Origin of the sequence: Pseudomonas palmensis (genome assembly GCF_049942755.1) — a bacterium.
In the GTDB taxonomy this organism is placed as follows: Bacteria; Pseudomonadota; Gammaproteobacteria; order Pseudomonadales; family Pseudomonadaceae; genus Aquipseudomonas; species Aquipseudomonas palmensis.
Genome location: NZ_CP187958.1, coordinates 1,965,313 through 1,988,061, shown reverse-complemented (window position 1 = coordinate 1,988,061; position 22,749 = coordinate 1,965,313). Strand labels below are relative to the sequence as shown.

24 protein-coding genes are annotated in these 22,749 nt (G+C 65.5%); 6 read left to right on the top strand and 18 right to left on the bottom strand.

All coding sequences use genetic code 11. From position 1 onward, the window contains the following. Window positions 1–143 precede the first annotated feature (143 nt). Both ompR and ACPRTJ_RS09075 read left to right on the top strand, forming a co-directional pair. The gene (gene ompR / locus ACPRTJ_RS09080) at window positions 144–884 is read left to right on the top strand and encodes a two-component system response regulator OmpR (protein WP_043861620.1); all 741 of its coding nucleotides are present in this window, start codon (window positions 144–146) and stop codon (window positions 882–884) included. 124 nt (window positions 885–1,008) lie between these two features. After that, a complete protein-coding gene (locus ACPRTJ_RS09075; RefSeq protein WP_043861621.1) occupies window positions 1,009–2,322 on the top strand; it encodes an ATP-binding protein in 1,314 nt (437 codons plus the stop codon). A 12-nt stretch (window positions 2,323–2,334) separates the two neighbouring features. Here the strand turns inward: ACPRTJ_RS09075 and rimK are convergent, their stop codons facing one another. Then, window positions 2,335–3,240, bottom strand: coding sequence for a 30S ribosomal protein S6--L-glutamate ligase (rimK, locus tag ACPRTJ_RS09070; protein WP_043861622.1), 906 nt, complete (start codon window positions 3,238–3,240; stop codon window positions 2,335–2,337). Beyond that, window positions 3,237–3,719, bottom strand: a complete 483-nt coding sequence (locus tag ACPRTJ_RS09065; protein WP_054915912.1) for an ATP-dependent zinc protease family protein — start codon at window positions 3,717–3,719, stop codon at window positions 3,237–3,239. The genes rimK and ACPRTJ_RS09065 overlap by 4 nt, the downstream gene beginning before the upstream one ends. 109 nt (window positions 3,720–3,828) lie before the next feature. Between ACPRTJ_RS09065 and ACPRTJ_RS09060 the strand changes: the two genes are divergently transcribed. Further along, window positions 3,829–4,230, top strand: a complete 402-nt coding sequence (locus ACPRTJ_RS09060) for an RNA-binding S4 domain-containing protein (protein ID WP_043861624.1) — start codon at window positions 3,829–3,831, stop codon at window positions 4,228–4,230. Here ACPRTJ_RS09060 and ACPRTJ_RS09055 read toward each other — a convergent pair. Beyond that, window positions 4,227–5,030, bottom strand: coding sequence for a phosphatase PAP2 family protein (locus ACPRTJ_RS09055; protein ID WP_043861625.1), 804 nt, complete (start codon window positions 5,028–5,030; stop codon window positions 4,227–4,229). The genes ACPRTJ_RS09060 and ACPRTJ_RS09055 overlap by 4 nt on opposite strands. A gap of 105 nt (window positions 5,031–5,135) precedes the next feature. Between ACPRTJ_RS09055 and hslO the strand changes: the two genes are divergently transcribed. Next, on the top strand, window positions 5,136–6,038 hold the full coding sequence (gene hslO / locus ACPRTJ_RS09050; RefSeq protein WP_043861626.1) for an Hsp33 family molecular chaperone HslO: 903 nt from the start codon (window positions 5,136–5,138) through the stop codon (window positions 6,036–6,038). A 179-nt stretch (window positions 6,039–6,217) separates the two neighbouring features. Next, entirely contained in the window at window positions 6,218–7,759 is a 1,542-nt protein-coding gene (locus ACPRTJ_RS09045; protein ID WP_043861627.1) for a phosphoenolpyruvate carboxykinase, read from the top strand. A gap of 63 nt (window positions 7,760–7,822) precedes the next feature. Here ACPRTJ_RS09045 and ACPRTJ_RS09040 read toward each other — a convergent pair whose 3' ends face one another. Together ACPRTJ_RS09040 and ACPRTJ_RS09035 are read right to left on the bottom strand one after the other, a co-directional pair. After that, window positions 7,823–8,110: a helix-turn-helix domain-containing protein gene (locus tag ACPRTJ_RS09040; RefSeq protein WP_058541716.1), complete on the bottom strand. Its 288-nt coding sequence runs from the start codon at window positions 8,108–8,110 to the stop codon at window positions 7,823–7,825. After that, the gene (locus ACPRTJ_RS09035) at window positions 8,110–8,424 is read right to left on the bottom strand and encodes a hypothetical protein (protein WP_043861628.1); all 315 of its coding nucleotides are present in this window, start codon (window positions 8,422–8,424) and stop codon (window positions 8,110–8,112) included. The genes ACPRTJ_RS09040 and ACPRTJ_RS09035 overlap by 1 nt, the downstream gene beginning before the upstream one ends. Before the next feature lie 179 nt (window positions 8,425–8,603). On the opposite strand from ACPRTJ_RS09035, the gene ACPRTJ_RS09030 reads away from it, so the two are divergent. Then, on the top strand, window positions 8,604–8,858 hold the full coding sequence (locus ACPRTJ_RS09030; protein ID WP_426428638.1) for a hypothetical protein: 255 nt from the start codon (window positions 8,604–8,606) through the stop codon (window positions 8,856–8,858). Between the two features lie 12 nt (window positions 8,859–8,870). Here the strand turns inward: ACPRTJ_RS09030 and ACPRTJ_RS09025 are convergent, their stop codons facing one another. The 13 genes from ACPRTJ_RS09025 to ACPRTJ_RS08965 form a co-directional block, all read right to left on the bottom strand. Further along, window positions 8,871–9,527 carry a response regulator gene (locus ACPRTJ_RS09025; RefSeq protein ID WP_043861630.1) on the bottom strand — a complete coding sequence of 219 codons (657 nt, stop codon included), beginning with the start codon at window positions 9,525–9,527 and terminating at the stop codon, window positions 8,871–8,873. Between the two features lie 39 nt (window positions 9,528–9,566). Then, entirely contained in the window at window positions 9,567–10,634 is a 1,068-nt protein-coding gene (locus tag ACPRTJ_RS09020; protein WP_054915916.1) for a protein-glutamate methylesterase/protein-glutamine glutaminase, read from the bottom strand. Then, window positions 10,631–11,443: a CheR family methyltransferase gene (locus tag ACPRTJ_RS09015; protein ID WP_088514116.1), complete on the bottom strand. Its 813-nt coding sequence runs from the start codon at window positions 11,441–11,443 to the stop codon at window positions 10,631–10,633. The genes ACPRTJ_RS09020 and ACPRTJ_RS09015 overlap by 4 nt, the downstream gene beginning before the upstream one ends. Beyond that, a complete protein-coding gene (locus tag ACPRTJ_RS09010) occupies window positions 11,444–11,956 on the bottom strand; it encodes a chemotaxis protein CheW (protein WP_043861633.1) in 513 nt (170 codons plus the stop codon). It abuts the gene before it with no gap. A gap of 13 nt (window positions 11,957–11,969) precedes the next feature. After that, window positions 11,970–13,592 (bottom strand): methyl-accepting chemotaxis protein, encoded by a 1,623-nt coding sequence (locus tag ACPRTJ_RS09005; RefSeq protein WP_043861634.1) that lies wholly within the window; start codon window positions 13,590–13,592, stop codon window positions 11,970–11,972. Window positions 13,593–13,594: 2 nt separating this feature from the next. Further along, a complete protein-coding gene (locus tag ACPRTJ_RS09000; RefSeq protein WP_313326455.1) occupies window positions 13,595–15,613 on the bottom strand; it encodes a chemotaxis protein CheA in 2,019 nt (672 codons plus the stop codon). A 2-nt stretch (window positions 15,614–15,615) separates the two neighbouring features. Then, entirely contained in the window at window positions 15,616–15,942 is a 327-nt protein-coding gene (locus ACPRTJ_RS08995) for an STAS domain-containing protein (protein ID WP_315406163.1), read from the bottom strand. A 5-nt stretch (window positions 15,943–15,947) separates the two neighbouring features. Then, window positions 15,948–16,313, bottom strand: a complete 366-nt coding sequence (locus ACPRTJ_RS08990; protein WP_043861637.1) for a response regulator — start codon at window positions 16,311–16,313, stop codon at window positions 15,948–15,950. A gap of 17 nt (window positions 16,314–16,330) precedes the next feature. Further along, window positions 16,331–17,401: a methyl-accepting chemotaxis protein gene (locus tag ACPRTJ_RS08985; RefSeq protein ID WP_278929881.1), complete on the bottom strand. Its 1,071-nt coding sequence runs from the start codon at window positions 17,399–17,401 to the stop codon at window positions 16,331–16,333. 331 nt (window positions 17,402–17,732) lie between these two features. After that, window positions 17,733–18,212, bottom strand: a complete 480-nt coding sequence (locus tag ACPRTJ_RS08980) for a glycine zipper domain-containing protein (RefSeq protein ID WP_043861639.1) — start codon at window positions 18,210–18,212, stop codon at window positions 17,733–17,735. A gap of 304 nt (window positions 18,213–18,516) precedes the next feature. After that, the gene (locus ACPRTJ_RS08975; protein WP_054915919.1) at window positions 18,517–20,853 is read right to left on the bottom strand and encodes an FdhF/YdeP family oxidoreductase; all 2,337 of its coding nucleotides are present in this window, start codon (window positions 20,851–20,853) and stop codon (window positions 18,517–18,519) included. Next, window positions 20,850–21,686: a formate dehydrogenase accessory sulfurtransferase FdhD gene (fdhD, locus tag ACPRTJ_RS08970; RefSeq protein WP_054915920.1), complete on the bottom strand. Its 837-nt coding sequence runs from the start codon at window positions 21,684–21,686 to the stop codon at window positions 20,850–20,852. Before fdhD ends, ACPRTJ_RS08975 begins: the two co-directional genes overlap by 4 nt. Window positions 21,687–21,780: 94 nt before the next feature. Continuing rightward, the gene (locus ACPRTJ_RS08965; protein ID WP_054915921.1) at window positions 21,781–22,668 is read right to left on the bottom strand and encodes a LysR family transcriptional regulator; all 888 of its coding nucleotides are present in this window, start codon (window positions 22,666–22,668) and stop codon (window positions 21,781–21,783) included. Window positions 22,669–22,749 lie beyond the last annotated feature (81 nt).

Genomic DNA, 22,749 nt, shown 5'->3' with positions numbered 1-22,749 from the left:
GCGATCCGGGCTTGCGGGGATCGCGGCGCGCCAGCCTGTCGGGGCATGCCGCTGGCGACTTGGGAAAAATCTGCTAACAATGCACACGGCACGCTCAAATGGCGCCTAAGCCATAATGCCCGCCGAGATTAAAGGAGCTACCCATGAGCAGCACTGCACAACCCGCCGAAGGCGAGAAAATCCTCATCGTCGATGACGACCCGGGCCTGAGCAGCCTGCTGGAGCGTTTCTTCACCAGCAAGGGCTACCGTGCCCGCGCCGTACCCAACACCGAACAGATGGACCGCCTGCTGGCGCGTGAAGTGTTCAACCTGATCGTGCTCGACCTGATGCTTCCCGGCGAAGACGGCCTGACCGCCTGCAAGCGCCTGCGCGGGGCAAACAACCAGGTGCCGATCATCATGCTCACCGCCAAGGGTGACGAACTCAGCCGCATCAAGGGCCTGGAACTGGGCGCCGACGACTACCTGGCCAAGCCGTTCAACCCCGACGAACTGATGGCGCGGGTCAAGGCCGTGCTGCGTCGTCAGGCCCCGGTGGTACCGGGCGCACCAGGCAGCGAGGACGAAACCGTCACCTTCGGCGACTACGCGCTGTCGCTGGCCACCCGCGAACTCAAGCGCGGCGACGAAGTGCACATGCTCACCACCGGCGAATTCGCGGTGCTCAAGGCGCTGGTGATGCATGCCCGCGAGCCGCTGACCCGCGACAAGCTGATGAACCTGGCGCGCGGTCGCGAGTGGGACGCCCTGGAGCGCTCCATCGATGTGCAGATCTCGCGTTTGCGCCGCATGATCGAACCCGACCCTTCCAAGCCACGCTATATCCAGACCGTCTGGGGTGTGGGCTATGTCTTCGTGCCGGATGGCAATGCCGGCAAGTGAAGCCTTGTACAGGAGCAGGTCAGCATAGGCAGGGCGCCCCTCGGGTTGCCCTGTTTTTGCCTGTGCCGAAATCCGCAACGCCTGCGAGCCGCGCTCGCTCCTGCCAACCGTGTAGCCGTCGCCCATGAAAACGCCATTGTGGTTCCCCCAAAGCTTCTTCGCCCGCACGCTGTGGCTGGTGCTGGCCGTGGTGCTGTTCTCCAAGGCACTGACGCTGGTGTACCTGCTGATGAACGAGGACGTGCTGGTGGACCGCCAGTACAGCCATGGCGTCGCACTGACGCTGCGCGCCTACTGGGCGGCCGATGAGGAAAACCGCGAGAAGATTGCCGAAGCCGCCGGCTTGAAGCGGGTGGTCGGCACCGGTGTGCCCGAGGGTGAGCAGCACTGGCCCTACAGCGAGATCTACCAGCGCCAGATGCAGGCCGAACTGGGCGAGGACACCGAGGTGCGCCTGCGCATCCATGCGCCGCCGGCGCTGTGGGTACAGGCCCCGAGCCTGGGCGATGGCTGGCTGAAGGTGCCGCTGTACCCGCACCCGTTGCGCGGCCAGAAGATCTGGAACGTGCTGGGCTGGTTCCTGGCCATCGGCCTGTTGTCCACGGCTTCGGCCTGGATCTTCGTGCGCCAGCTCAACCAGCCGCTCAAGCGCCTGGTGTTCGCCGCCCGGCAACTGGGCCAGGGGCGCAGCGTGCGCCTGCCGATCAGCGACACGCCCAGCGAGATGACCGAGGTCTACCGGGCTTTCAACCAGATGGCAGAGGATGTCGAGCAGGCGGGGCGCGAGCGTGAGCTGATGCTGGCCGGGGTGTCCCATGACCTGCGCACGCCGCTGACGCGCCTGCGCCTGTCGCTGTCGCTGCTGGCCAACGAAAGCGACCTGACCGACGACATGGTGCGCGACATCGAGGACATGGACGCGATTCTCGACCAGTTCCTGGCGTTCATCCGCGATGGCCGCGACGAGCCGGTCGAGGAGGTGGACCTCAGCGACCTGGTTCGCGAGGTGGTCGCGCCGTTCAACCAGCCCGAAGAGCAGGTGCGGCTGTGCCTGGAGCCGATACCGCCGTTTCCGCTGCGCCGGGTTTCGATCAAGCGCCTGCTCAACAACCTGATCGGCAATGCGCTGCATCACGCCGGGCAGGGCGTGGAAGTGGCGGCCTATGTCTCGGGTGACACCAGCGCGCCCTACGTGGTGCTGAGCGTGCTCGACCGCGGCGCCGGCATCGATCCGGGTGAGCTGGAGGCGATCTTCAATCCGTTCATTCGCGGTGATCGCGCCCGCAGCGGCAAGGGCACCGGCCTGGGCCTGGCTATCGTCAAGCGCATCGCCGCCCAGCACGGCGGCAATGTGGAGCTGCGCAACCGTTCCGGTGGCGGCATCGAGGCGCGGGTACGCTTGCCCCTGGGCCTGCTGCTGCCACGCGACGCGGTCTAGGGACGCAAGGGCTCAGCCCTTGCCCTTGGTGCGGGTCAGGTTCGGCCCGCCGTTCTTCTCCAGGTGTTCGATGATCATCCCGGCCACGTCCTTGCCGGTGGTGACCTCGATGCCTTCCAGGCCCGGCGAGGAGTTGACCTCCATCACCAGCGGGCCGTGATTGGAGCGCAGGATATCCACGCCGGCCACGCTCAGGCCCATGACCTTGGCAGCGCGGATGGCGGTCATGCGCTCTTCCGGGGTGACCTTGATCAGGCTGGCGGTGCCGCCCCGGTGCAGGTTGGAACGGAACTCGCCGGGCTTGGCCTGGCGCTTCATCGAGGCGATCACCTTGTCGCCCACCACAAAGCAGCGAATGTCGGCGCCACCGGCCTCCTTGATGTACTCCTGCACCATGATGTTCTGCTTCAGGCCCATGAAGGCCTCGATCACCGACTCGGCCGCCTTGGTGGTTTCGCACAGCACCACGCCGATGCCCTGGGTGCCCTCGAGCACCTTGATCACCAGGGGGGCGCCGTTGACCATCTGGATCAGGTCGGGAATGTCGTCGGGCGAATGGGCAAAGCCGGTGACCGGCAGGCCGATGCCACGGCGCGACAGCAGTTGCAGCGAGCGCAGCTTGTCCCGCGAGCGGGCGATGGCCACCGATTCGTTGAGCGGGAACACGCCCATCATCTCGAACTGGCGCAGCACCGCGCAGCCATAGAAGGTCACCGACGCGCCGATGCGCGGGATGACGGCGTCGAACCCTTCCAGCGGCTTGCCGCGATAGTGGATCTGCGGCTTGTGGCTGGCGATGTTCATGTAGGCGCGCAGGGTATCGATCACAACCATTTCATGGCCTCGTTGCGTACCGGCTTCGACCAGACGACGAGTGGAATACAGACGCGGGTTCCGCGACAGCACAGCGATCTTCATGCAACACCTGTGGAGGGGGTAATGGTGGCCGGAGAGGCCGGCTTGTCCTGTACGTATTTGAGGCCCGGGTTGACCACCAGCTGGCCGTGTACCAGGGCCTTGGAGCCGAGCAGCAGGCGATAGCGCATGGCCTTGCGGCAGGCCAGGGTGAACTCCACTTCCCACACCCGGTCGCCGAGCGCCAGGGGCGTGCGGATCACGTAGCGGGTCTGGGCATGGCCATTGGAGCTCTTGATGGTCTTCATCGTCACCAGCGGCGCTTCGCAGCGCCGGTGACGCAGTTGTACCACCGAACCCAGGTGCGCGTTGAAGCGGACCCAGGTTTCACCATCGCGTTCGAAGGTTTCCACTTCGGTGGCGTGCAGGCTGGAGGTGCTGGCGCCGGTGTCGATCTTGGCGCGCAGGCCTGCCACGCCGAGGTCGGGCAAGGCCACCCACTCGCGCAGGCCGATCACGCTCAAATGGTCAAATGTCTTCAAGATGCACAACCTGGGTAAAAGTCGGTGAACTGTAAGCACGCCGCGTATTTTTTGCATCCGCCAGTTACGGTAGTACAGTTCCATGAAACAAATGAATCGGGGAAATGCCATGGCACAAAAGCCGGAAGAGGACGACAAGGTTCGCCTGGACAAATGGTTGTGGGCGGCGCGCTTCTACAAGACCCGCGCCCTGGCCAAGGCGGCGATCGAGAGCGGCAAGGTGCATTGTCGGGGCGAGCGTTGCAAGCCGGGCAAGGAGCCGCGGGTGGGTGACGAGTTCGTGCTGCGTACCGGTTTCGACGAGCGTACCGTGGTGGTCACGGCGCTGTCGGTGGTGCGCCGCGGCGCACCCGAGGCACAGGCGCTGTACGAGGAGACCGCACAGAGCCTGGCACGCCGCGAGCAGGCCGCGGCGCTGCGCAAGGCCGGCGCCCTTGGGGTAAGCACCGACGGGCGGCCCACCAAGAAGCAGCGCCGCCAGCTACATCAGTTGCACGACAGCGCCGGTTAGCCCCGCGCGCCGATCACGCTCAGGCGGCCGAGCAGCGGCAGCCGTGCCAGCCAACCGAACAAGGGCGCGGTGACACGCACCAGGCCGGCGCTGGTCCGGGCAGCAAACGGCGTATAGTAACTCCAGCCCAGCGCCAGGATGGCCATGCCCAGGCCGCCGATATAGTCGTCCTGGCCCCAGTGGGCACCCGCCACCAGGCGTGGCAGCATGAACAGCACCGCCAGTGCCCAGATCAGCACATGCTGCATCAGGCGGCGGCTGAACAGGCTCATGAACAGTGCCCACAGCAGCAGCACCGAGGCGTGGTCGCCGGGGAAGCTCTGGCTGGAACGGTCCTTGAGCTCCCAGCGCGCTTCGAGCGCCGGGTAGTAGTCGCTGAGCATGATGGCGTCACTGAACACCATCGACGGGCTATGGTGCTGCCAGCCCATCAGGCGTACCAGCTTGGAGAACAGGGCGCGGATCACCACCAGCACCAGCAGGGTCACCAGGAAGCCGAAAAAAGCCCGGCGCACCTCGACGGCCTTGAATACCCAGTCGCCGCGAATCAGCAGCATCAGCATGATGAGCCCGACCACGATGTCGAACGGGCGCAGGCTGCCCAGGGTCCAGATGCTGCGCCACAGGGTGTTGTCGGCCAGTGGGCGATTGAGGGCGTGGAACAGCCATTCGTCGAGCGCCATGCAAAGGGCCTGGCCAACGGGCCATAACCAGAAACACAGTAGTGCAACGGGAATCAACGTAGCCAGACACAGGGGGCCCCAAGCCCACCTGGCTTGGAACAGGGGTGGATTGTCCATAAACTACCTCTTTTACAGCGCTATCGTTCGCACCATTCTGGTGCTCTAAACGGGGCTTTATAGGCCCTTGAAATTATTTTGTCATCTTTCAGAAAGCCAGAAACCATGTCCGATTTGCCAGATACCGACTTCACCCAACGCTTCATCTTCGACGAGCGCGACGTACGCGGCGAACTGGTTTCGCTCGAGCGCAGCTACGCCGAAGTCCTGGCCAAGCACCCCTACCCGCAGCCGGTGGCGCAACTGCTCGGTGAGCTGATGGCCGCGGCGGCGCTGCTGGTGGGCGCGCTCAAGTTCGACGGCCTGCTGATCCTGCAGGCACGCTCCGAAGGGCCGATCCCGCTGCTGATGATCGAGTGCTCCAGCGAGCGCGACATCCGTGGCCTGGCTCGCTACCACGCCGAGCAGATCGCCCCCGATGCCACCCTGGGCGACCTGATGCCCGATGGCCAGCTGGCGCTGACCATCGACCCGGCGCAGGGCCAGCGCTACCAGGGCATTGTCGACCTGGATGGCGAGAACCTCTCGGAGTGCTTCACCAACTACTTCGTGATGTCCCAGCAGGTGGGCACGCGCTTCTGGCTCAACGCCGATGGCCAGCGCGCCCGCGGCCTGCTGCTGCAGCAGTTGCCGGCCGACCGCCAGAAGGACGAGGACGACCGCGAAGACAGCTGGAAGCACGTCACGGCCCTGGCCAACACGCTGAAGGCCGAAGAGCAACTGGGCCTGGACAACGAGACCGTGCTGCACCGTCTGTACCACGAGGATGCCGTGCGCCTGTTCGATATCCAGCCGCTGCAGTTCCGCTGCAGTTGCTCGCGTGAGCGCTCGGGCAACGCGCTGGTCAGCCTCGGCCAGGACGATGCCCTGGCCCTGGCGGCCGAGCATGGCGGGGCGATCGAAATCGACTGCCAGTTCTGCAACCAGCGCTACCTGTTCGATGAAACCGAAATCGCACAATTGTTCGCCGGCGGGGGTGTTGACGCACCGTCAGATACTCGTCACTAAAACGTTTAAGCTCAGGTAAATCTCCTGTCGAACGCCGGAAACACGCCGTTCTGACAGGAGGGCCCTACTTTTTTTGGGCGTTTCTGGCATAATCCCGCCACTTTTTTCGCTGTAGTAGTTTTAAAAGCTCTACTACAAAACGTTCGGAGCACTCGGCCGCAGGCCGGATGGGGAATCTCATGACGCAAGCCAACAACACCGTGTACACCGACCTGAGCGTCGATGAACTGGTAAAAGAAGCGCTGAACCGCGGTGAAGGCGAGCTGGCCGATACGGGCGCGCTGGTCGTGAAAACTGGTCACCGTACCGGTCGTTCGCCGGTCGACCGTTTCATCGTCGACGAGCCGTCCACCTCGTCTGCCATCGCCTGGGGCCCGATCAACCGCAAGTTCCCGGCCGACAAGTTCGATGCCCTGTGGGACCGCGTCGAGGCGTTCAACAACGCCCAGGATCATTTCGTTTCCCACGTGCACGTAGGTGCGGCTGCCGAGCACTACCTGCCGGTACGCATGACCACCCAGACTGCCTGGCAGAACCTGTTCGGCCGTTGCCTGTTCATCAACCCGGCGCAGTACAACCCGGCCGGTCGTGATGAGTGGCAAGTGCTCAATGTCGCCAACTTCGAATGCGTGCCCGAGCGTGACGGCACCAACTCCGACGGTTGCGTGATCCTCAACTTCGCCCAGAAGAAGGTACTGATCGCTGGCATGCGTTACGCCGGCGAGATGAAGAAAGCCATGTTCTCGGTGCAGAACTTCCTGCTGCCGGCTGCCGACGTGCTGCCGATGCACTGCGCCGCCAACATCGGCGAAGCAGGCGACGTGACCCTGTTCTTCGGCCTGTCGGGCACCGGCAAGACCACCCTGTCGGCCGACGAAAGCCGTTACCTGATCGGTGACGACGAGCACGGCTGGGGCGAGGGCGTGGTGTTCAACATCGAAGGCGGTTGCTATGCCAAGTGCATCGACCTGTCGGAGAAGAACGAGCCGGTCATCTGGAAAGCCATCAAGCATGGTGCCGTGCTGGAAAACGTCGTCATCGACGACGCCAAGCACGCTGACTACTCCGATGTCAGCCTGACCCAGAACAGCCGTGCGGCCTACCCGCTCGAGCACGTTGCCAAGCGTTCCGAGAAGAACCTGGGTGGCGAGCCCAACGCAGTGATCTTCCTGACCTGCGACCTGACCGGCGTACTGCCACCAGTATCGATCCTCAGCGAAGAGCAGGCGGCCTACCACTTCCTGTCCGGTTACACCGCGCTGGTGGGCTCCACCGAAATGGGTTCGGGCAGCGGCATCAAGTCGACCTTCTCCACCTGCTTCGGCGCGCCGTTCTTCCCGCGTCCGGCTGGCGAATACGCTGAACTGCTGATCAAGCGTATCCGTGGTTTCGGTTCCAAGGTGTACCTGGTCAACACCGGCTGGACCGGTGGTGGCTACGGCGTGGGCAAGCGCTTCAACATCCCGACCACCCGTGCGGTGATCGCGGCCATCCAGAGCGGCGCACTGGTCGGTGCTGAAACCGAGCACCTGGACATCATCAACCTGGACGTGCCGAAACTGGTACCGGGTGTTGAAACCGTACTGCTCAACCCGCGCAACACCTGGGCTGACAGCGCTGCCTACGACGAAGCGGCCAAGGGCCTGGCTTCGCTGTTCATCGAGAACTTCAAGAAGTTCGACGTTTCCGACGCCATCAAGGCAGCGGGTCCGCAACTGTAAGTTGCTGCTCGCCAGCTGAGAAAAAGCCGCCCGAATGGGCGGCTTTTTCGTTTGGGCTGTGATTCAGGCCAATGCGGCCAGAACATGTTCCGGGTCATTGTGAATCGCACGCAGCAGTGCCCGTGCTGGCCCTTCTGGAGCACGGCGTCCTTGCTCCCAATTGCGCAACGTACCCAGCGGTACATCGATACACTGCGCAAATCTTTCCTGGGTAAGCCCGGTTGCCTCGCGTATGGCCCTGACCCGCATGGCGTCTACCTGGAACTCGCGTGAAGGTTTGCGCTCCCCACGATCGATTTCAGCCATCTCGGTCATGCTGTCAACGAGACGACCGAAAAGATTCCTGTCCATCATTTCCACCCTTGGTTGAGGCTTCGAAGTACGGCTTTCTGTTTTTTAGTCAATGTGTCGTGGATGCCTTTGCGGTAGATAAGCAGCAAACGGATCTGGCTGGCTGACACGGCGTAGTAATAGATCACTCGAACCCCGCCGCTTTTTCCTTTGCCTTTTGCTGCCCATCGAATTTTTCGCAGCCCGCCGGTATCTTCGATCAGGTCACCTGCTTCAGGGTGCTCGGCAAGATACACCTGAAGCGACAGGTACTCGTGATCGTCGAGATGGCTTGAAACGTCGCTGGTAAATACGCTTGTTTCGATGAAGAGCATGCCAACCTTTGTACGCCATTGGCGTAGTTAGAGTCTATGCCTTGCGCAGTAGCGGCGCAACCGCATGGATGTTTCGAGTAGGCGCCCATGCTATTCAGCCCTGCTACGGTTTACTGTCACCGTGCTTCTGAATTCGTTGTGGGATGCTTCCCGCCCCCTTCACTGCATACAGGTCATTCATGTCTGCCACACCCGAACGCCACCACTACCCCCACGTCCACCCCCTGCCGACCCGCTGGCAGGACAACGACGGCCTGCGCGCGGTGCGGGTGGCCGGCAGTTCGGTGGAGTACCAACTGGCCCTGTTCAAGGTCGGTGAAGCTCAGCCCTGCGCCGCCGGGCGCATGGTGCAGGTGTTCGTCGAGCGTGCCACCGGCCAGCCCGCCAGCTTGCCGACGGCCCTGCAAGGCGCCCTGGTAGCCCTGCAAGGCTGAAACCCGGCGCGGTCAGTCGTTGATGCGGATGATGCCTTCGCGCACCGCGAACAGCACCAGGCCCGGTATGTCGTGTATCTGCAGGCGGTGCATGATCTGCGAGCGGTGCGCCTCCACCGTCTTCACGCTCAGGCCCAGGCCATCGGCAATCGAGCGGGTCGACTCGCCTCGTGCAATCAGGCGCAGGATCTCCAGCTGGCGGGTGGTCAGTTGCATGGTGCTGCTGCCGGCATGGCGCTTGCGGCTGTGCTTGACCGCCTGCCCGATCACCAGCGGCAACACCGCCGACGACAGGTACTGGCCGCCGTTCTTCAACGCCTGCAACGCCAGCTCCAGTTCCAGCACGGTGGCGGTCTTGAGCAGAAAGCCGTGGGCACCCTGCTGCAGGCACTTCATCACGAACTCCAGCTCCGAGCGCGCCGACAGCATCAGCACCATGCTTGCCGGCACGCGCAGGCACAGCTCGCGCAGGATCTCTTCGCTCTCCAGCGCATCCAGCGCCATGTCCAGCATGATGATGTCCGGCTTGAGCTGTTCGGCGAGCTCGACGGCGCTCACGCCGTCACCGGTTTCACCCACCACTGCGTAATCTTGTTTTTGTTCGAGCAGCGCGCGCAGCCCCGCTCTGAACAGGGGCGACTCGTCTGCAAGGAGTATTCGGCAAAGCATAGGTAGGCCTGTGTCGCAAGGTAAGGGGCGGTGTATGGCTCAGCTGGCACGTGGGTTGTCGCTGAACTGGGCGATCAGCGCCGGCAACCGTGTCAGCGGTTCCACCGCCTGGGCCGCACCCAGCCGTATGGCTTCCTTGGGCATGCCGAACACGATGCAACTGGCCTCGTCCTGTGCCACGGTGGCGGCGCCTTGCTCACGCATGCTCAGCAGGCCTCGGGCACCGTCATCGCCCATCCCGGTCATGATGATGCCAAGGGCATTGCCCCCGGCATGCCGGGCGGCGGAGCGAAACAGGACATCGACCGAGGGTTTGTGCCGATTGACGGCGGGACCGTCGAGCACCTCCACCAGGTAGTGCGCACCACTGCGTTTGAGCTGCATGTGCAGGCCCCCCGGGGCCAGCAGTGCCAGGCCGCTGTGGACACGGTCCAGATGCCTGGCCTCGCGCACCTCGATCTGACAGAGGCTGTTCAGGCGCCTGGCGAAGTCGGCAGTGAACCTGGCCGGCATGTGCTGCACGATCACGATGCCCGGGCAATCGCGCGGCAGCTGACGCAGGATGAATTCCAGCGCCTGGGTGCCGCCGGTCGAGCAGCCAAGTGTAACGATTCGCTCGGTGGTTTTGCTTGGGGTTGCAGGCAGTGCACTGGTTTTTTCTTTCGCCTGCGACAGAGGTAACAATACCGGGCGGGTGCGGGCTGCTTCCTCGATGCTGCGAATCAGCCCGCTGGCGAGGTTCTCCAGGCTCTGGCGCAAGCCCAGCCGGGCCTTGGTGAACACGCCGACCGCCCCGGCGGCCAGGGCCTGGAGATTGAGGTCGGTGCCGGCTTCGGTGAGGGTCGAGCAGATGATGGTCGGCGTGGGGCGCTCGGCCATGATCTGGCGCAGAAAGGTCAGGCCGTCCATGCGCGGCATCTCGATGTCCAGCACCAGCACATCGGGCCAGTCCCGGCGCATCTTCTCGATGGCATACAGCGGGTCGGCGGCCATGCCGATCACGCGGATGCGCGGGTGGTCGTTCAGGCACTGGTTGAGCACCTGGCGCACCAGCGCCGAGTCGTCGACGATGAACACCCGCACCGGCGCCGCCGCACGCTCGGTCATACGCGCTCGAACACCGAGGGGTGCACCAGCCTGAGCGGCAGCTCGAAGCCGTGGATGCTTTCGGCGTGCCCGATGAACAGCAGCCCGCCGGGGCGCAGCTGGTTGACCAGGCGCTGCACGATCAGCTGTTTCTGCGGGGTGTCGAAGTAGATCAGGATGTTGCGCAGGAATATCACGTCGAACGGCCCCAGGCCCTCGGGCAGCGGCTGCACCAGGTTGATCTCGCGCAGGCTCACCCGCGCTCGCAGGTGCGCCTGCACGCGCAGGCGCCCGTGCATGTCGCCAACCCCGCACAGGCAGTGGCGCTGCATCCAGCCATCGGGAAAGTAGCGCGCCTGGGCGATGTCGTAGATGCCTTGCTCGGCCAGCGCCAGCATGCTCTGGCTGAGGTCGCTGGCCAGGATCGACCAGTCGCTGCCGGTGGCGTGCTCGGCCACGGTCATGGCCAGGCTGTAGGGCTCCTCGCCCGACGAGCAGGCCGCGCTCCACAGCCGCAGCGGCCCCTTGCGCCGGCCCAGCCACTGGCCAAGGAATTCGAAGTGCGGGAACTCGCGAAAGAAGTAGGTCTCGTTGGTGGTCAGCAGGTCGATCACCAGGCGCCGCTCGCGGCTGTGGGTCGGGCGCTCGATCAGGTGCAGGTAGTCGCGGTAGTTGTCCAGGTGGTAGTGACGCAGGCGTTTCATCAGGCGCCCGGCCACCAGCGAGCGCTTGTTGCTGGCCAGGTGGATGCCCGAGGCGCTGCTCATCAGCGTCTGCAGGCGGCTGAACTCCTGTTCGCCCAGCACCGGCAGTTTGAAGGTCGAGGGCATTCAGGAGCCCTTCGCGGCCTGGCTGAGGTAGCGGATATCTTCCAGCGACAGCACCTGGGGCATGTTCAGGATGATCAAAAAGCCCTGCTCCTGCTGGGCCATGCCGGCAATGAAGTCGGCACGGATGCCGGTGCCGAACGGCGGCGCCGGCACCACCCCGTGCGGGTCGATGTCGAGTACCGCGTCCACCGCATCCACCACCAGGCCGATGCGCTGCACGCCGTCCTCGAGGGGCAGGGCGATGATCACGATGCAGGTGCGCTTGCCGGCCTCGGTCAGTTCCATGCCGAAGCGCGCTGCCAGGTCCAGTACCGGCACCACGTTGCCGCGCAGGTTGAGCACGCCGTGAATGTAGGCGGGCATCATCGGCACGCGGGTGATCTCGGCGTACTCGATGATCTCGCGCACCAGTTCGATGGGCAGTGCATAGCCGGCCTCGCGCACGCGAAAGGTCAGGTGCTGGACACTGGTGGGCAGGTGCGGCGCGGGCGCCGCAGACTCTAGGGTGTGCATGGGGACGCCTCGGTCAAGTGAAGCTGACGAACTGGCCTTCATCGATCAGCGCCTTGTGGGTGGGCTTGTAGGCGCCGACTTGCGGTTCGCCCACCCGGGGCAGGGCACGCGCAGTGCTGCCGGCCTCGAAGCGGAAGAAGCCGATCAGCTCCTGCAGCTGGCCGGCCTGGGCGTTCATCTCTTCGGCGGTGGCGGCCAGCTCTTCGGAAGCCGAGGCGTTCTGCTGGGTGATCTGGTTCATCTGGCCCATGGCGATGTTGATCTGCCCGGCGGCGCTGCTCTGCTCCTGCGAGGCGGCGGTGATTTCCTGCACCAGGTCGGAGGTCTTCTGGATGTTGGGCACGATCTCGCTGAGCAGGCTGCCGGCCTGTTCGGCCAGTTGCACGCTGCTGGAGGCCACCTGGCCGATTTCCTGCGCCGCCACCTGGCTGCGTTCGGCCAGCTTGCGCACCTCGGCGGCCACCACGGCAAAGCCCTTGCCGTGATCGCCGGCACGGGCGGCCTCGATGGCGGCGTTGAGCGCCAGCAGGTTGGTCTGGTAGGCAATGTCGTCGATGATGCCGATCTTCTCGGCGATCTGCTTCATCGCCAGCACCGTGTCGCCCACTGCGCCGCCGCCCTGCACCGCGTCGTTGGCCGCCTTGCCGGCGATGCCGTCGGTGACCTTGGCGCTTTCGGTGTTCTGCGCGATCGAGGCCGACATCTGCTCGACCGAAGCGCTGGTCTGCTCGACGCTGGCGGCTTGCTCGTTGGCCGCCTGGCTCAGCGATTGCGAGGTCGAACTGACCTGTTCGGAGGCCGACGACAGCGCATCGGCGGCGCTGCGCACATCGCCCAGGATGCTGCGCAGGCGCAGGGTCATGTTCTGCATCGAGCCCAGCAACTGCCCGGTCTCGTCCTTGTGGGTCACTACCAGGTCCTGGCTCAGATCGCCGGCGGCCATGCGGTCGGCGGCCTGCACTGCGCCTGCCAGCGGCCGGGTGATGCTGCGGGTGACCAGCACGCCGATCAGCATGCCGATCAGGGTTGCGGCGGCGACCAGGGCGATCATCTGCACCCGCGAGCGTTCGTAGATGACGCTGATCTCGGCGTTCGCCTCGCCGGCGCGCGCCTGCTTGGCAGCGCTGGCCTCACCCAGCAACTGGTCGACCACGTTGGCCGCCGCGACGTTCTGCGGCATCAGCGCCAGCGCTTCGGAAGCAATCTGCAGGTCGCCCGACTGCTGGTGCACCCCCAGCAACTGGTTGGCCACGCTGATGTAGGCCTGCAGCGGCGCGTCGATTCTTTCCACCTGGGCGCGGCCTTCCTTGGTGATGAAGTGCTCGCGCGCCTTGATCAGCAGTTCGCGGGTCTTTTCCATCGCCGCACGGGCGGTGGCGGCCGACTGGTCGCGCTCCTGGGCGGTGGTGGAGAGCAGGCTCTGGCGCACGGCGCGGTTGGCCATCAGCAGCTGGATGTTGGCTTGCTGCAAGGTGCTCAGGCCGGCCACGTCCAGCTCGTACATGCGGTCCGACAGGCCGTTGACCTGCTCCAGGTTGCGCAGGCCGATGACGCCGATGAGCGCGGTCAGCGCCACCACCAGCAGAAAGCCCAGGGTCAGGCGCACGCCTATCTTCATATTGCTGATCAACTGCATGTCTATTCTCCGGAAGGGCTTGGCAACAGGTGCGGCGTCTCGCCTTCGGCGCGTTGCTGCGACTGGCGGAACAGGCTGGGGATATCGAGTATCAGCGCCACCTGGCCAGAGCCGAGGATGGTCGAGCCGCTGATGCCACTGAGGTGTTGGAACAGTTGCCCCAAGGGCTTGATCACGGTCTGCAGTTCGCCGTGCAACTGGTCGACGATCAGCCCGGCATGCTGCCGGCCCTGGCTGACCACCACGATGTTGCGGCGCACGCAGGCGCTGCGCGGCAGGCCGAAATGCGGTTGCAGGTCGATGCACGGCAGCGGCCGCCCGCGCAGGTTCAGGTGGCCCTGCTCGGCCTGGTTGGCGGGGGCCTCCATGCATTCGGTGACCATGTCCAGCGGGATCACGAAGTGCTCCTCGCCCACGCTCACCAGAAACCCGTCGATGATCGCCAGGGTCAGCGGCAGGCGGATGCGGAAGGTGCAGCCATGGCCGGCCCTGGAGTCGATCTCGATGACCCCGCGCAACTGGTCGATGGCGCTGCGCACCACGTCCATGCCCACCCCGCGTCCGGACAGGTTGGACACCTGCTCGGCGGTGGAAAAACCCGCTTCGAAGATCAGCAGGTGGATGTCCTGTTCGCTCATCGGCGAATCGCTGTCGAGCATGCCGCGGGCGATGGCCTTCTCGCGAATCTTCGCGGTGTTCAGGCCGCGCCCGTCATCCTGGATCTCGAGCACGATCATGCCCGAGTCGTGGTAGGCGTTCAGGCGCAGCTGACCCTGCTCGGGCTTGCCGGCGGCACGGCGCTCGGCAGGGGCCTCGATGCCGTGGTCGATGGCGTTGCGCACCAGGTGCACCAGCGGGTCGGCGACGCGGTCGATCAGGGTCTTGTCCAGCTCGGTGTCGCCGCCGCTGATGGTCAGCGCAATCTGCTTGTCCAGCGCCTGACTCACATCGCGCACCACGCGGTGGAAGCGGTTGAAGGTCTCGCCCACTTCGACCATGCGCAGTTTCAGCGCCCGCTCGCGGATCTGCTCCACATGTTGCTGCACCGCCTGCACGCTTTCGATGCAGGCGGCGTGGGCACTGCGCAGGGCCTGCATCTGGGCGCCGGCGGTGGCGATGACCAGCTCGCCGACCAGGTTGATCAGCTCGTCGAGCTTTTGCGCAGCCACCTTGACCTGGCTGCTGGAGGCAGTGCGCGGCTCGCCGGCGGGCATCGATGGCAAGGGTGTGGCGGTTGCAGGCGCCAACGTTTGCGCCGGTGCGCGGGGTTCGGCCGGCAAGGCGGTATCGGTCGGCTCCTGGGCCTGCAGGCGCAGGGTACAGAAGTCCTGCACCAGGGCGAACACGTCTTCGAGCTGCTCGCGGCTGGCGTCGCTGTGCAGGCTCACTTCGAAGCCCAGGTAGCAGGCCTCCGGGTCGAGGCTGTCGAGCTCCGGCACGGCCCAGGTGAGGGTCTGCAGGCTGAGGATGTCGCCCAGCCGCGCCAGGTAGCGGATGAACGCCGCCGGGTCGAAGCCGTTGCTCAGCAGCTCGCTGGCAAAGCGGATCGACAGGTGCCAGGTACGCAAGCGGGGCGCACCGTGCGGGGCTGCCAGCGGGTTGTCCACAGACGCGGGCAGCTCGCCCTGATGTGCCTGCAATGCCGCCAGCAGGGCGGCCTGGCGTGGCGTGTGCGCTGGCATGCTGACCTGCTGCGGGTCGATGCTGTCGAGCATCACCCCCAGTTCGTCCATGCACTGCAGCATCAACGAGGTGAGCGGAGCGTCCAGCACCCGCGCACCGTCGCGTACCCCCATCAGCAGGTTTTCCAGCTGGTGCGCCAGCGCCACCAGTGGGTCGAGGGAGAAGATCCCCGCCGAGCCCTTGAGCGTGTGCACGGCGCGAAACAGCGCGTTGATCGCCGCGTCGTCATCGGGGCGGGTTTCCAGGCGCAGCAGGCTGTCTTCGGCTTCCTTGAGCAGGTCGCGGGCCTCTTCGAGAAAGCCCTGCAGCAGCTGGCTCCATTGCTCGGCGTCGAACATGCTCACTCCTCGCACGGCACGGGGGTACCGGCCGGGCACAATGCGGGCAGGCGCAGCAGCTCCAGCAACGCCCGGGCGTTGCCCGGCAGGGCGATCACCTCGGCGTCGTGGCCATTTGCGCAGAGGGTCTTGTGCAGGCTCAGCAGCAGTTGCACGCCGGCACTGTCGAGCTCGCCCAGGCCGCCCAGGTCCAGTTGCCAGGGCACTGGCTGAGCGGGCAACAGGGCCAGCAGCTGCTCGCGTGCGGCGCGCACCTCATAGATGGTCAGGTCGCCGTCCAGGCGTAGCCGTGCGGGGATGTCGGCGGTGGCTGCGGCGAGTGTGAACATGCGCGTCAGCCAATCAGCTTTTCGACAGCCGCCAGCAACTGCTGGGGCTGGAACGGCTTGACGATCCAGGCCCGCGCTCCGGCGGCCTGGCCCTCGGCCTTCTTGGCCTGCTCGCTTTCGGTGGTGAGCATCATGATCGGGGTGAAGCGGTATTCGTTGCGCGCCTTGAGCGCCTTGACCAGGCCGATGCCGTCCAGGTTGGGCATGTTCACGTCGCTGATCACCAGGTTGATCTTCTGCCCGGTGAGCTTGTTCAGCGCGTCGCGCCCGTCACAGGCTTCGATGACTTGGTGGCCGGCGCTGGCCAGGCTGATTTTCACGAGTTGGCGCATCGAGGCGGAGTCGTCCACGATCAGGATGGTCTTGGCCATGTTCAGGGCTTCCGGAGTTAGAAAAAGGTCACGTCGCTGCTGGATGCCGACTGGCTGTGGCCAGCCCGTTCCTCGCTGGTGGTGAAGCGCTGGCGCAATTGCTGCAGCCAGCCTTGCGGGTCGTGCAGGCGCGGGTCGTCGTGCGCCAGGGCATCGAGCAGTTGCAGCAGGTCGGCCTGCAGGTGGTCGAGCATCTGGTCGGCGCGATCCTGGAACTGCAGGCTGACCATGATCGCGTGGATATCTGCCTGGGTGGCGCGGGCATCCTGTTGCAGCGCCCGCGAGGCGCCGTCGAGGGCGTCGAGGTTGCCGCCCAGGTCGCTGATCACCTCGTCGAGCACCTGCTCCAGCTCGCGCAGGTTGGCCTGCTCTTCGCTGCCCAGCGCGGTGGCGGCATCGATGCTGGACTGGATCGACTGGTTGATCTCGCCCACCTTGGCGTCCATCGACTGGCCGGTCTCGGCCGACAGGCTGGAGAGCTTGCGCACCTCGTCGGCGACCACCGAGAAGCCGCGGCCGAACTCGCCGGCGCGGGCAGCCTCGATGGCGGCATTGAGCGCCAGCAGGTTGGTCTGGCTGGCAACTTCCTGCACGCGCTTGGCCATCTGCTGGAGCTGGCCGGCGTAGCTGCCCAGATGATTGATGGTGGTCAGAAATTCATGCTGGCGCTGACTGCTGGCGGCGAAGCTTTCGGTGACCCGGCGCAGACGCTGGTTGGCCTCGCGCAGGTTCTCGCCCACGCCGCCATTGGCCAGCACGTTGTCGGCGTCGTTGAGGCTGTGTTCCAGTCGCTGGTTGATGGCGCCGAAGCGTTCGAGCAACTGGCTGATGTTGTCGCCCAGCAGGGTTCGGCTCTGTTGGAGGCTGTCGATCCAGCTGGGCGTCACCACCGGCAGCAGGGTGTGCAGTGGCGGCTGTTCGAGCACGATGGGCGCGTCGCTGACCGCAGCCACCTGTGCCACGGGGCGCGGGCGCAGCAAGGTGCTGGCAAGCAGCACCAGCGACAGCCCGGCCAGGCCCAGGGGCAGCAGGTCGAGCAGCAGGCCGCAGGCGCCGAGGGCCGTGCCGATCCATATTCCCAGGTACATCCGCATTCCGTGCGCCCACTGCGTCGCTTAAGGTGGGGCGGATCATAGCGATTGCTATTTGACGTCAAAATCGGGACGCCCCTTAAGCCGACCCGTCAGTCACAAAACAGCCGACGCAAACAGGCCCCTGCCGATGTTGATCGGACAGTCAATATAAAAGGCTGGAAAGCTGGCCGAACAACAGGCTCGAAGGTTTTCGCGCAGGGGGCGGGGCGGGGAAAGGCTTAGGTGAATGGCTTAAGCCAATGGCGTGATAGCACATGGCTTGATTGCTACGTTTGCGGGTACAACTGCGGCGCTGCCGGCGCGGTGCCGGCAGCGTCGATGGAATTCAGCGGTGACGCCAGCGTTTGTCGTGCTTGCGATGGCCGTAGTGGTGGCCGCGATCGCGGTAGTGGCGGCGGTCATCGTAGCCGCGGCCGCGATTGTTGTAGCGGCGGTCTTCGTCGTCGCTCTTGTTGCCCATGTAGTTGCCCAGTGCACCGCCCGCACCGCCGCCGGCTGCGGCGCCGATCAGGCTGCCGGTGTTGCCGCCCACGCTGCGGCCCACCACGTTGCCGCCGGCCGCACCCAGTGCGCCACCGATGGCCGCCTCGCCGCGGCTGCGCTTGTCGGCACCTACCGCGCTACCGGCTGCACCGCCCAGGCCGGCGCCGATGGCCGAACCGGTGCTGCCACCGATCGACTGGCCAACCACCGAACCCAATACCCCGCCCAACGCGCCGCCGATACCGGCTTCGGTGGAGCCACCTGCCGAGGCAACGCCACTGAGCAGGCCGAGAGACAACAGCAGAATCGAGGAGTACTTCATAAGGGAGCCTCAAAGGGATGACGAGGCGATCCTGAGGCTCTGCAACACGCGCTGGCAACGCAAATCCGACGATTGGCACGACGTGTATACAATTTTATAAGTTACTGTTTTTACAGTGAAACTTAATGCGTTTTTGCGGGTCTGAGCTTACTTGGGACGAAGGCCCTGGCAGTGATGCCAGGGCCTTTTTCTTGCCTGCAGTTATGCGCTGAACGAACTGGCCTCTTCGCTGGCAAGCCAGCTCCCACAGCGTTCTGCATGCGCCGCAAGACCCTGTGGGAGCCGGCGTTGCCGGCGAAGGGGCCTAGATGATCCTGGCCGTGGCGCTGGCCGCCTCGATCCTGATCGCCACGAACTTCGACGTCGGCGTATGGCTGCCATCGCCCACGCTTTCCAGCGGCACCAGCGGGTTCACCTCGGGGTAGTAGGCTGCCGCCTGCCCCGCCGGAATGTCGAACGCCAGCAAGGTGAAGCCCTTGACCCGGCGCTCGCGGCCATCGCCCCACAACGACACGATATCGGCCTTGTCACCGGGGTTGAAACCCAGCCGGATGATATCCGCCTCGTTGGCGAACAGCACGTCGCGCTGCCCCTTGACCCCACGGTAACGGTCATCCAACCCGTAGATGGTGGTGTTGTACTGATCGTGGGAACGCATCGACTGCATGATCAGGTCCGGCACCTGGCCGCTGGCGCGCACGCTCTCGTGCAGCAGGTCGTCGGGCAACGCATTGGCCTTGAAGTTGGCCCGCCCGCTGGGCGTCTTCCACTGGCGCTGGCCGGCGCTGTTGCCCAGGTAGAAGCCACCGGGGTGCTGCAGGCGCTGGTTGAACCCTTCGAACCCTGGAATGGTGTCGGCGATCAGTTCGCGAATGCGCCCATAGTCGGCCACCAGCCAGTGCCAGTCCACCGGTTTGCTGCCCAGGGTGGCGGCAGCGATTCCGGCGATCACCGCCGGCTCCGAGCGCATCTGGCGCGACAGCGGTTTGAGCTGGCCGTTGGAGGCATGCACCATGCTGAACGAGTCTTCCACCGTCACTGCCTGCGGGCCTTCGCCCTGCAGGTCGATATCGGTGCGTCCCAGGCAGGGCAGAATCAGCGCCTGCTGCCCGTGGATCAGGTGGCTGCGGTTGAGCTTGGTGCTGATCTGCACCGTCAGCTCGCAGTTGCGCAGCGCCTGTGCAGTGCGCTCGGTGTCGGGGGTGGCCTGGGCGAAGTTGCCGCCCAGCCCGATGAACACCCGCGCCTTGCCATCGAGCATGGCGCGAATCGCCTCCACCGTGTTGTGGCCGTTGTGGCGCGGCACGGCAAAGCCGAAGCGGCGCTCCAGTGCATCCAGCAGCGCCACCGGCGGGCGTTCGTTGATGCCCATGGTACGGTCGCCCTGCACGTTGCTATGGCCGCGCACGGGGCATAGCCCGGCCCCTGGCACCCCAAGGTTGCCGCGCAGCAGCATCAGGTTGGCGATTTCCTGGATGGTCGGCACCGAGTGACGGTGCTGGGTGATGCCCATGGCCCAGCACATGATGACTTTTTCGGCCCGCGCATACATGCGTGCGGCCTGCTCGATATCGGCCAGGCCCAGGCCCGACTGCTGCACGATCTGCTCCCAGCTGCTGGCCTCGACCACTTCAAGGTAGGCCTCCACGGCCGCAGTGTGCTCGGCGATGAAGGCATGGTCGAACACCGCTGGCGCACCTGTTGCCTGCGCCTCGCGCTCCCACTGCAGGAGGAACTTGGCCATGCCGCGCAGCAGCGCCATGTCGCCGCCCAGGGCGGGGCGAAAATAGGCGGTGTTGGTCGGACGATCACCGTTGGTGAGCATCTCCAGCGGGTGCTGCGGGTGCTGGAAGCGCTCCAGGCCGCGCTCCTTGAGCGGGTTCACGCACACCACCTGGGCACCGCGCTTGACCGCTTCGCGCAGCGGTTCAAGCATGCGCGGGTGGTTGGTACCAGGGTTCTGGCCCCACACGAAGATCGCGTCGGCGTGCTCGAAATCGTCGAAGGTCACCGTACCCTTGCCGACCCCGACGCTCTGGCCCAGGGCCACGCCGCTGGCCTCGTGGCACATGTTCGAACAGTCCGGGAAGTTGTTGGTGCCGTAGGCGCGCACGAACAGCTGGTAGAGGTAGGCCGCCTCGTTGCTGGCCCTGCCCGAGGTATAGAACTCCGCCTGGTCGGGGCTGGTAAGGCCGTTGAGGTGGCGCGCGATCAGGGCGAAGGCGTTGTCCCAGCTGATCGGCTGGTAACGGTCGTTGGAGGGGTTGTACACCATCGGCTCGGTGAGCCGGCCCTGGTACTCCAGCCAGTAGTCGCTCTGGCCCAGCAGCGAGGTGACGCTGTGGCGGGCGAAGAAGGCCGCATCGACCCGGCGCTTGGTGGCCTCCCAGTTGACCGCCTTGGCGCCGTTCTCGCAGAACTTGACCATGCCGCTTTCCGGCGAGTCGCCCCAGGCGCAGCCCGGGCAGTCGAAGCCGCCGTTCTGGTTGGTCTTGAGCAGGGCGCGGATGTTCTTCAGCGCGTTGTCGCTGCCGATCCAGGCCTGCGCCACACTGCGCAGCGCGCCCCAGCCGCCGGCGGCGCCGTGGTAGGGCTTGTAGCGGGGGACCGGCTTCTGGTCGGCTTGATGATGCAGGCTCACGGGCGACTCTCCTGCGCCGGGCTGTAGACCCTTGGCGCACTGTGGTGCGGCAGGTGGATAAGGTTGAGCTGGTGGCGGCGCGCCCATTGCAGCGCCAGGCCGGTGGGCGCAGACAGGCTCACCAGGGTCTGGATGCCGGCGCGCAGCACCTTCTGGATCAGCTCCAGGCTGCAGCGGCTGGTGACTACCGCCAGGCCGCCGTCGAGGGCGATGTGCTGACGCACCAGGGCTCCGATCAGCTTGTCCAGGGCGTTGTGCCGGCCGATGTCTTCGCGGCCCAGCAGCAGTTCGCCCTGATCGTTCATGAACAGTGCCGCGTGCACCGCGCCGCAGTGCTGGCCCAGTGGCTGGAAGGCGCTGATGCGCTGGCGCAGGCCGTCCAGCCAGTGCGGCGGCGGCAGGGGCGCGCCGGGTAGCACCTGCAGATCGGGCAGCGCCTGCTCCACCGCCTCGACGCCACACAGGCCGCAGCCGCTGGTGCCGGCCAGTTGGCGGCGCTGGTTCTTGAGGTTCCAGAAGGCGCGGCTGGCTATCTGCACCTCGGCATGGATGGCCGAGCCGCTGGCCGTGAAGCTCACGTCATAGATGTCGTCGGGGGAGGCGATGATGCCGCTGCCGATGCTGAAACCGACGATGAAGTCGTGCAGATCGGTAGGGCTCACCAGCATCACCGCCTGGCTGATGCCGTTGTAGGCGATCGCCAGGGCCACCTCTTCGGCGAGGTCGGCGCCACCCTGGCTGTTGTCGTCAAGCTGGCGGTAGTCGTAGCGGTTGCTGGCAGCGGGCGCGGCCAGGGGCGTGGACGCCCCGCAGGCCGGGGGTTTGATGGTCATCGGCAGGTACCGGCAGGCAGGTCAGCCTTAAGCCTAGGCCTGCACTCGGGTATCGTCTAATCGCTACTGCCGATGCATTGATAGAGCGCGTCGATCACGCCGGGTCGAGCGACAGGCGGTACTCGGCGATGCAGGCCTCGGCCAGGGCCGAGCGCGGCGCGCTGCGGCGCATGATCAGCCCCAGGGGCGCCAGCGTGGTTGCCTGGTCTATCGGTTGCAGGCGCAGGTGCCCGGTGAGTGCTTCGAGCCCGGCGTTCAGCGGCATCACCGCGCAGCACAGGCCACCCTCCACCGCTTGCACCAGCTGATGAACGGCGTCGGTCTGCAACAGCAACTGCGGGGCCAGGCCGCGGGTATGGAAGGCGTGGTCGATGGACTGGCGAAAGTGCATGCCGGCGGTCAGCAGGCCCAACGGCAGCTCGGCCACGGCCTCCCAGCTCAACGGCTGTTCGGCGAATGCGAAGTGACGTGGGTCGAACAGCAGGCCCATGCGTGTGTCGCCCAGGGGCAGGGCCTCGAAGCGCTCGCTGTCTAGACGCTCCAGGTACGACACGCCCAGGTCCAGGCGGTTGCTCGCCAGCTGGTCGAGAATCTGTTCGGAGCTCAACGCGCTCAGCTCGAAACGCAGCTCGGGGTGCTGGCGGTGCAGGCGCTGCAGTAGCGGCAGCGGGTCGAAGCTCGACAGCGGCACCACCCCCAGGCGCAACGTGCCGGCCAGGTGCCCGCGACAGGCGGCGGCCTCGGCGTACAGGCCGTCGTAGGCCGAGAGTACCGAGCGCGCCCAGGCCAGCACGCGCTCGCCCTGGGCGGTGAAGCCCTCGAAACGCTGGCCGCGGTTGACCAGCGGCAGGCCCAGTTCGCGCTCCAGGTTGCGCAGGCGCATCGACAGCGTGGGCTGGGTCACGTGGCAGCGCGCGGCGGCCTGGCCGAAGTGGCGGGTTTCATCCAGGGCGATGAGGAATTTGAGTTGTTTGATATCCATCGTCGTTCCGGGGCATTGGCAGGCGAAGCATTCTATCTTGTCCTAGACTGCCTGCTCCGGTCATTGATACCTAAGGAGCAC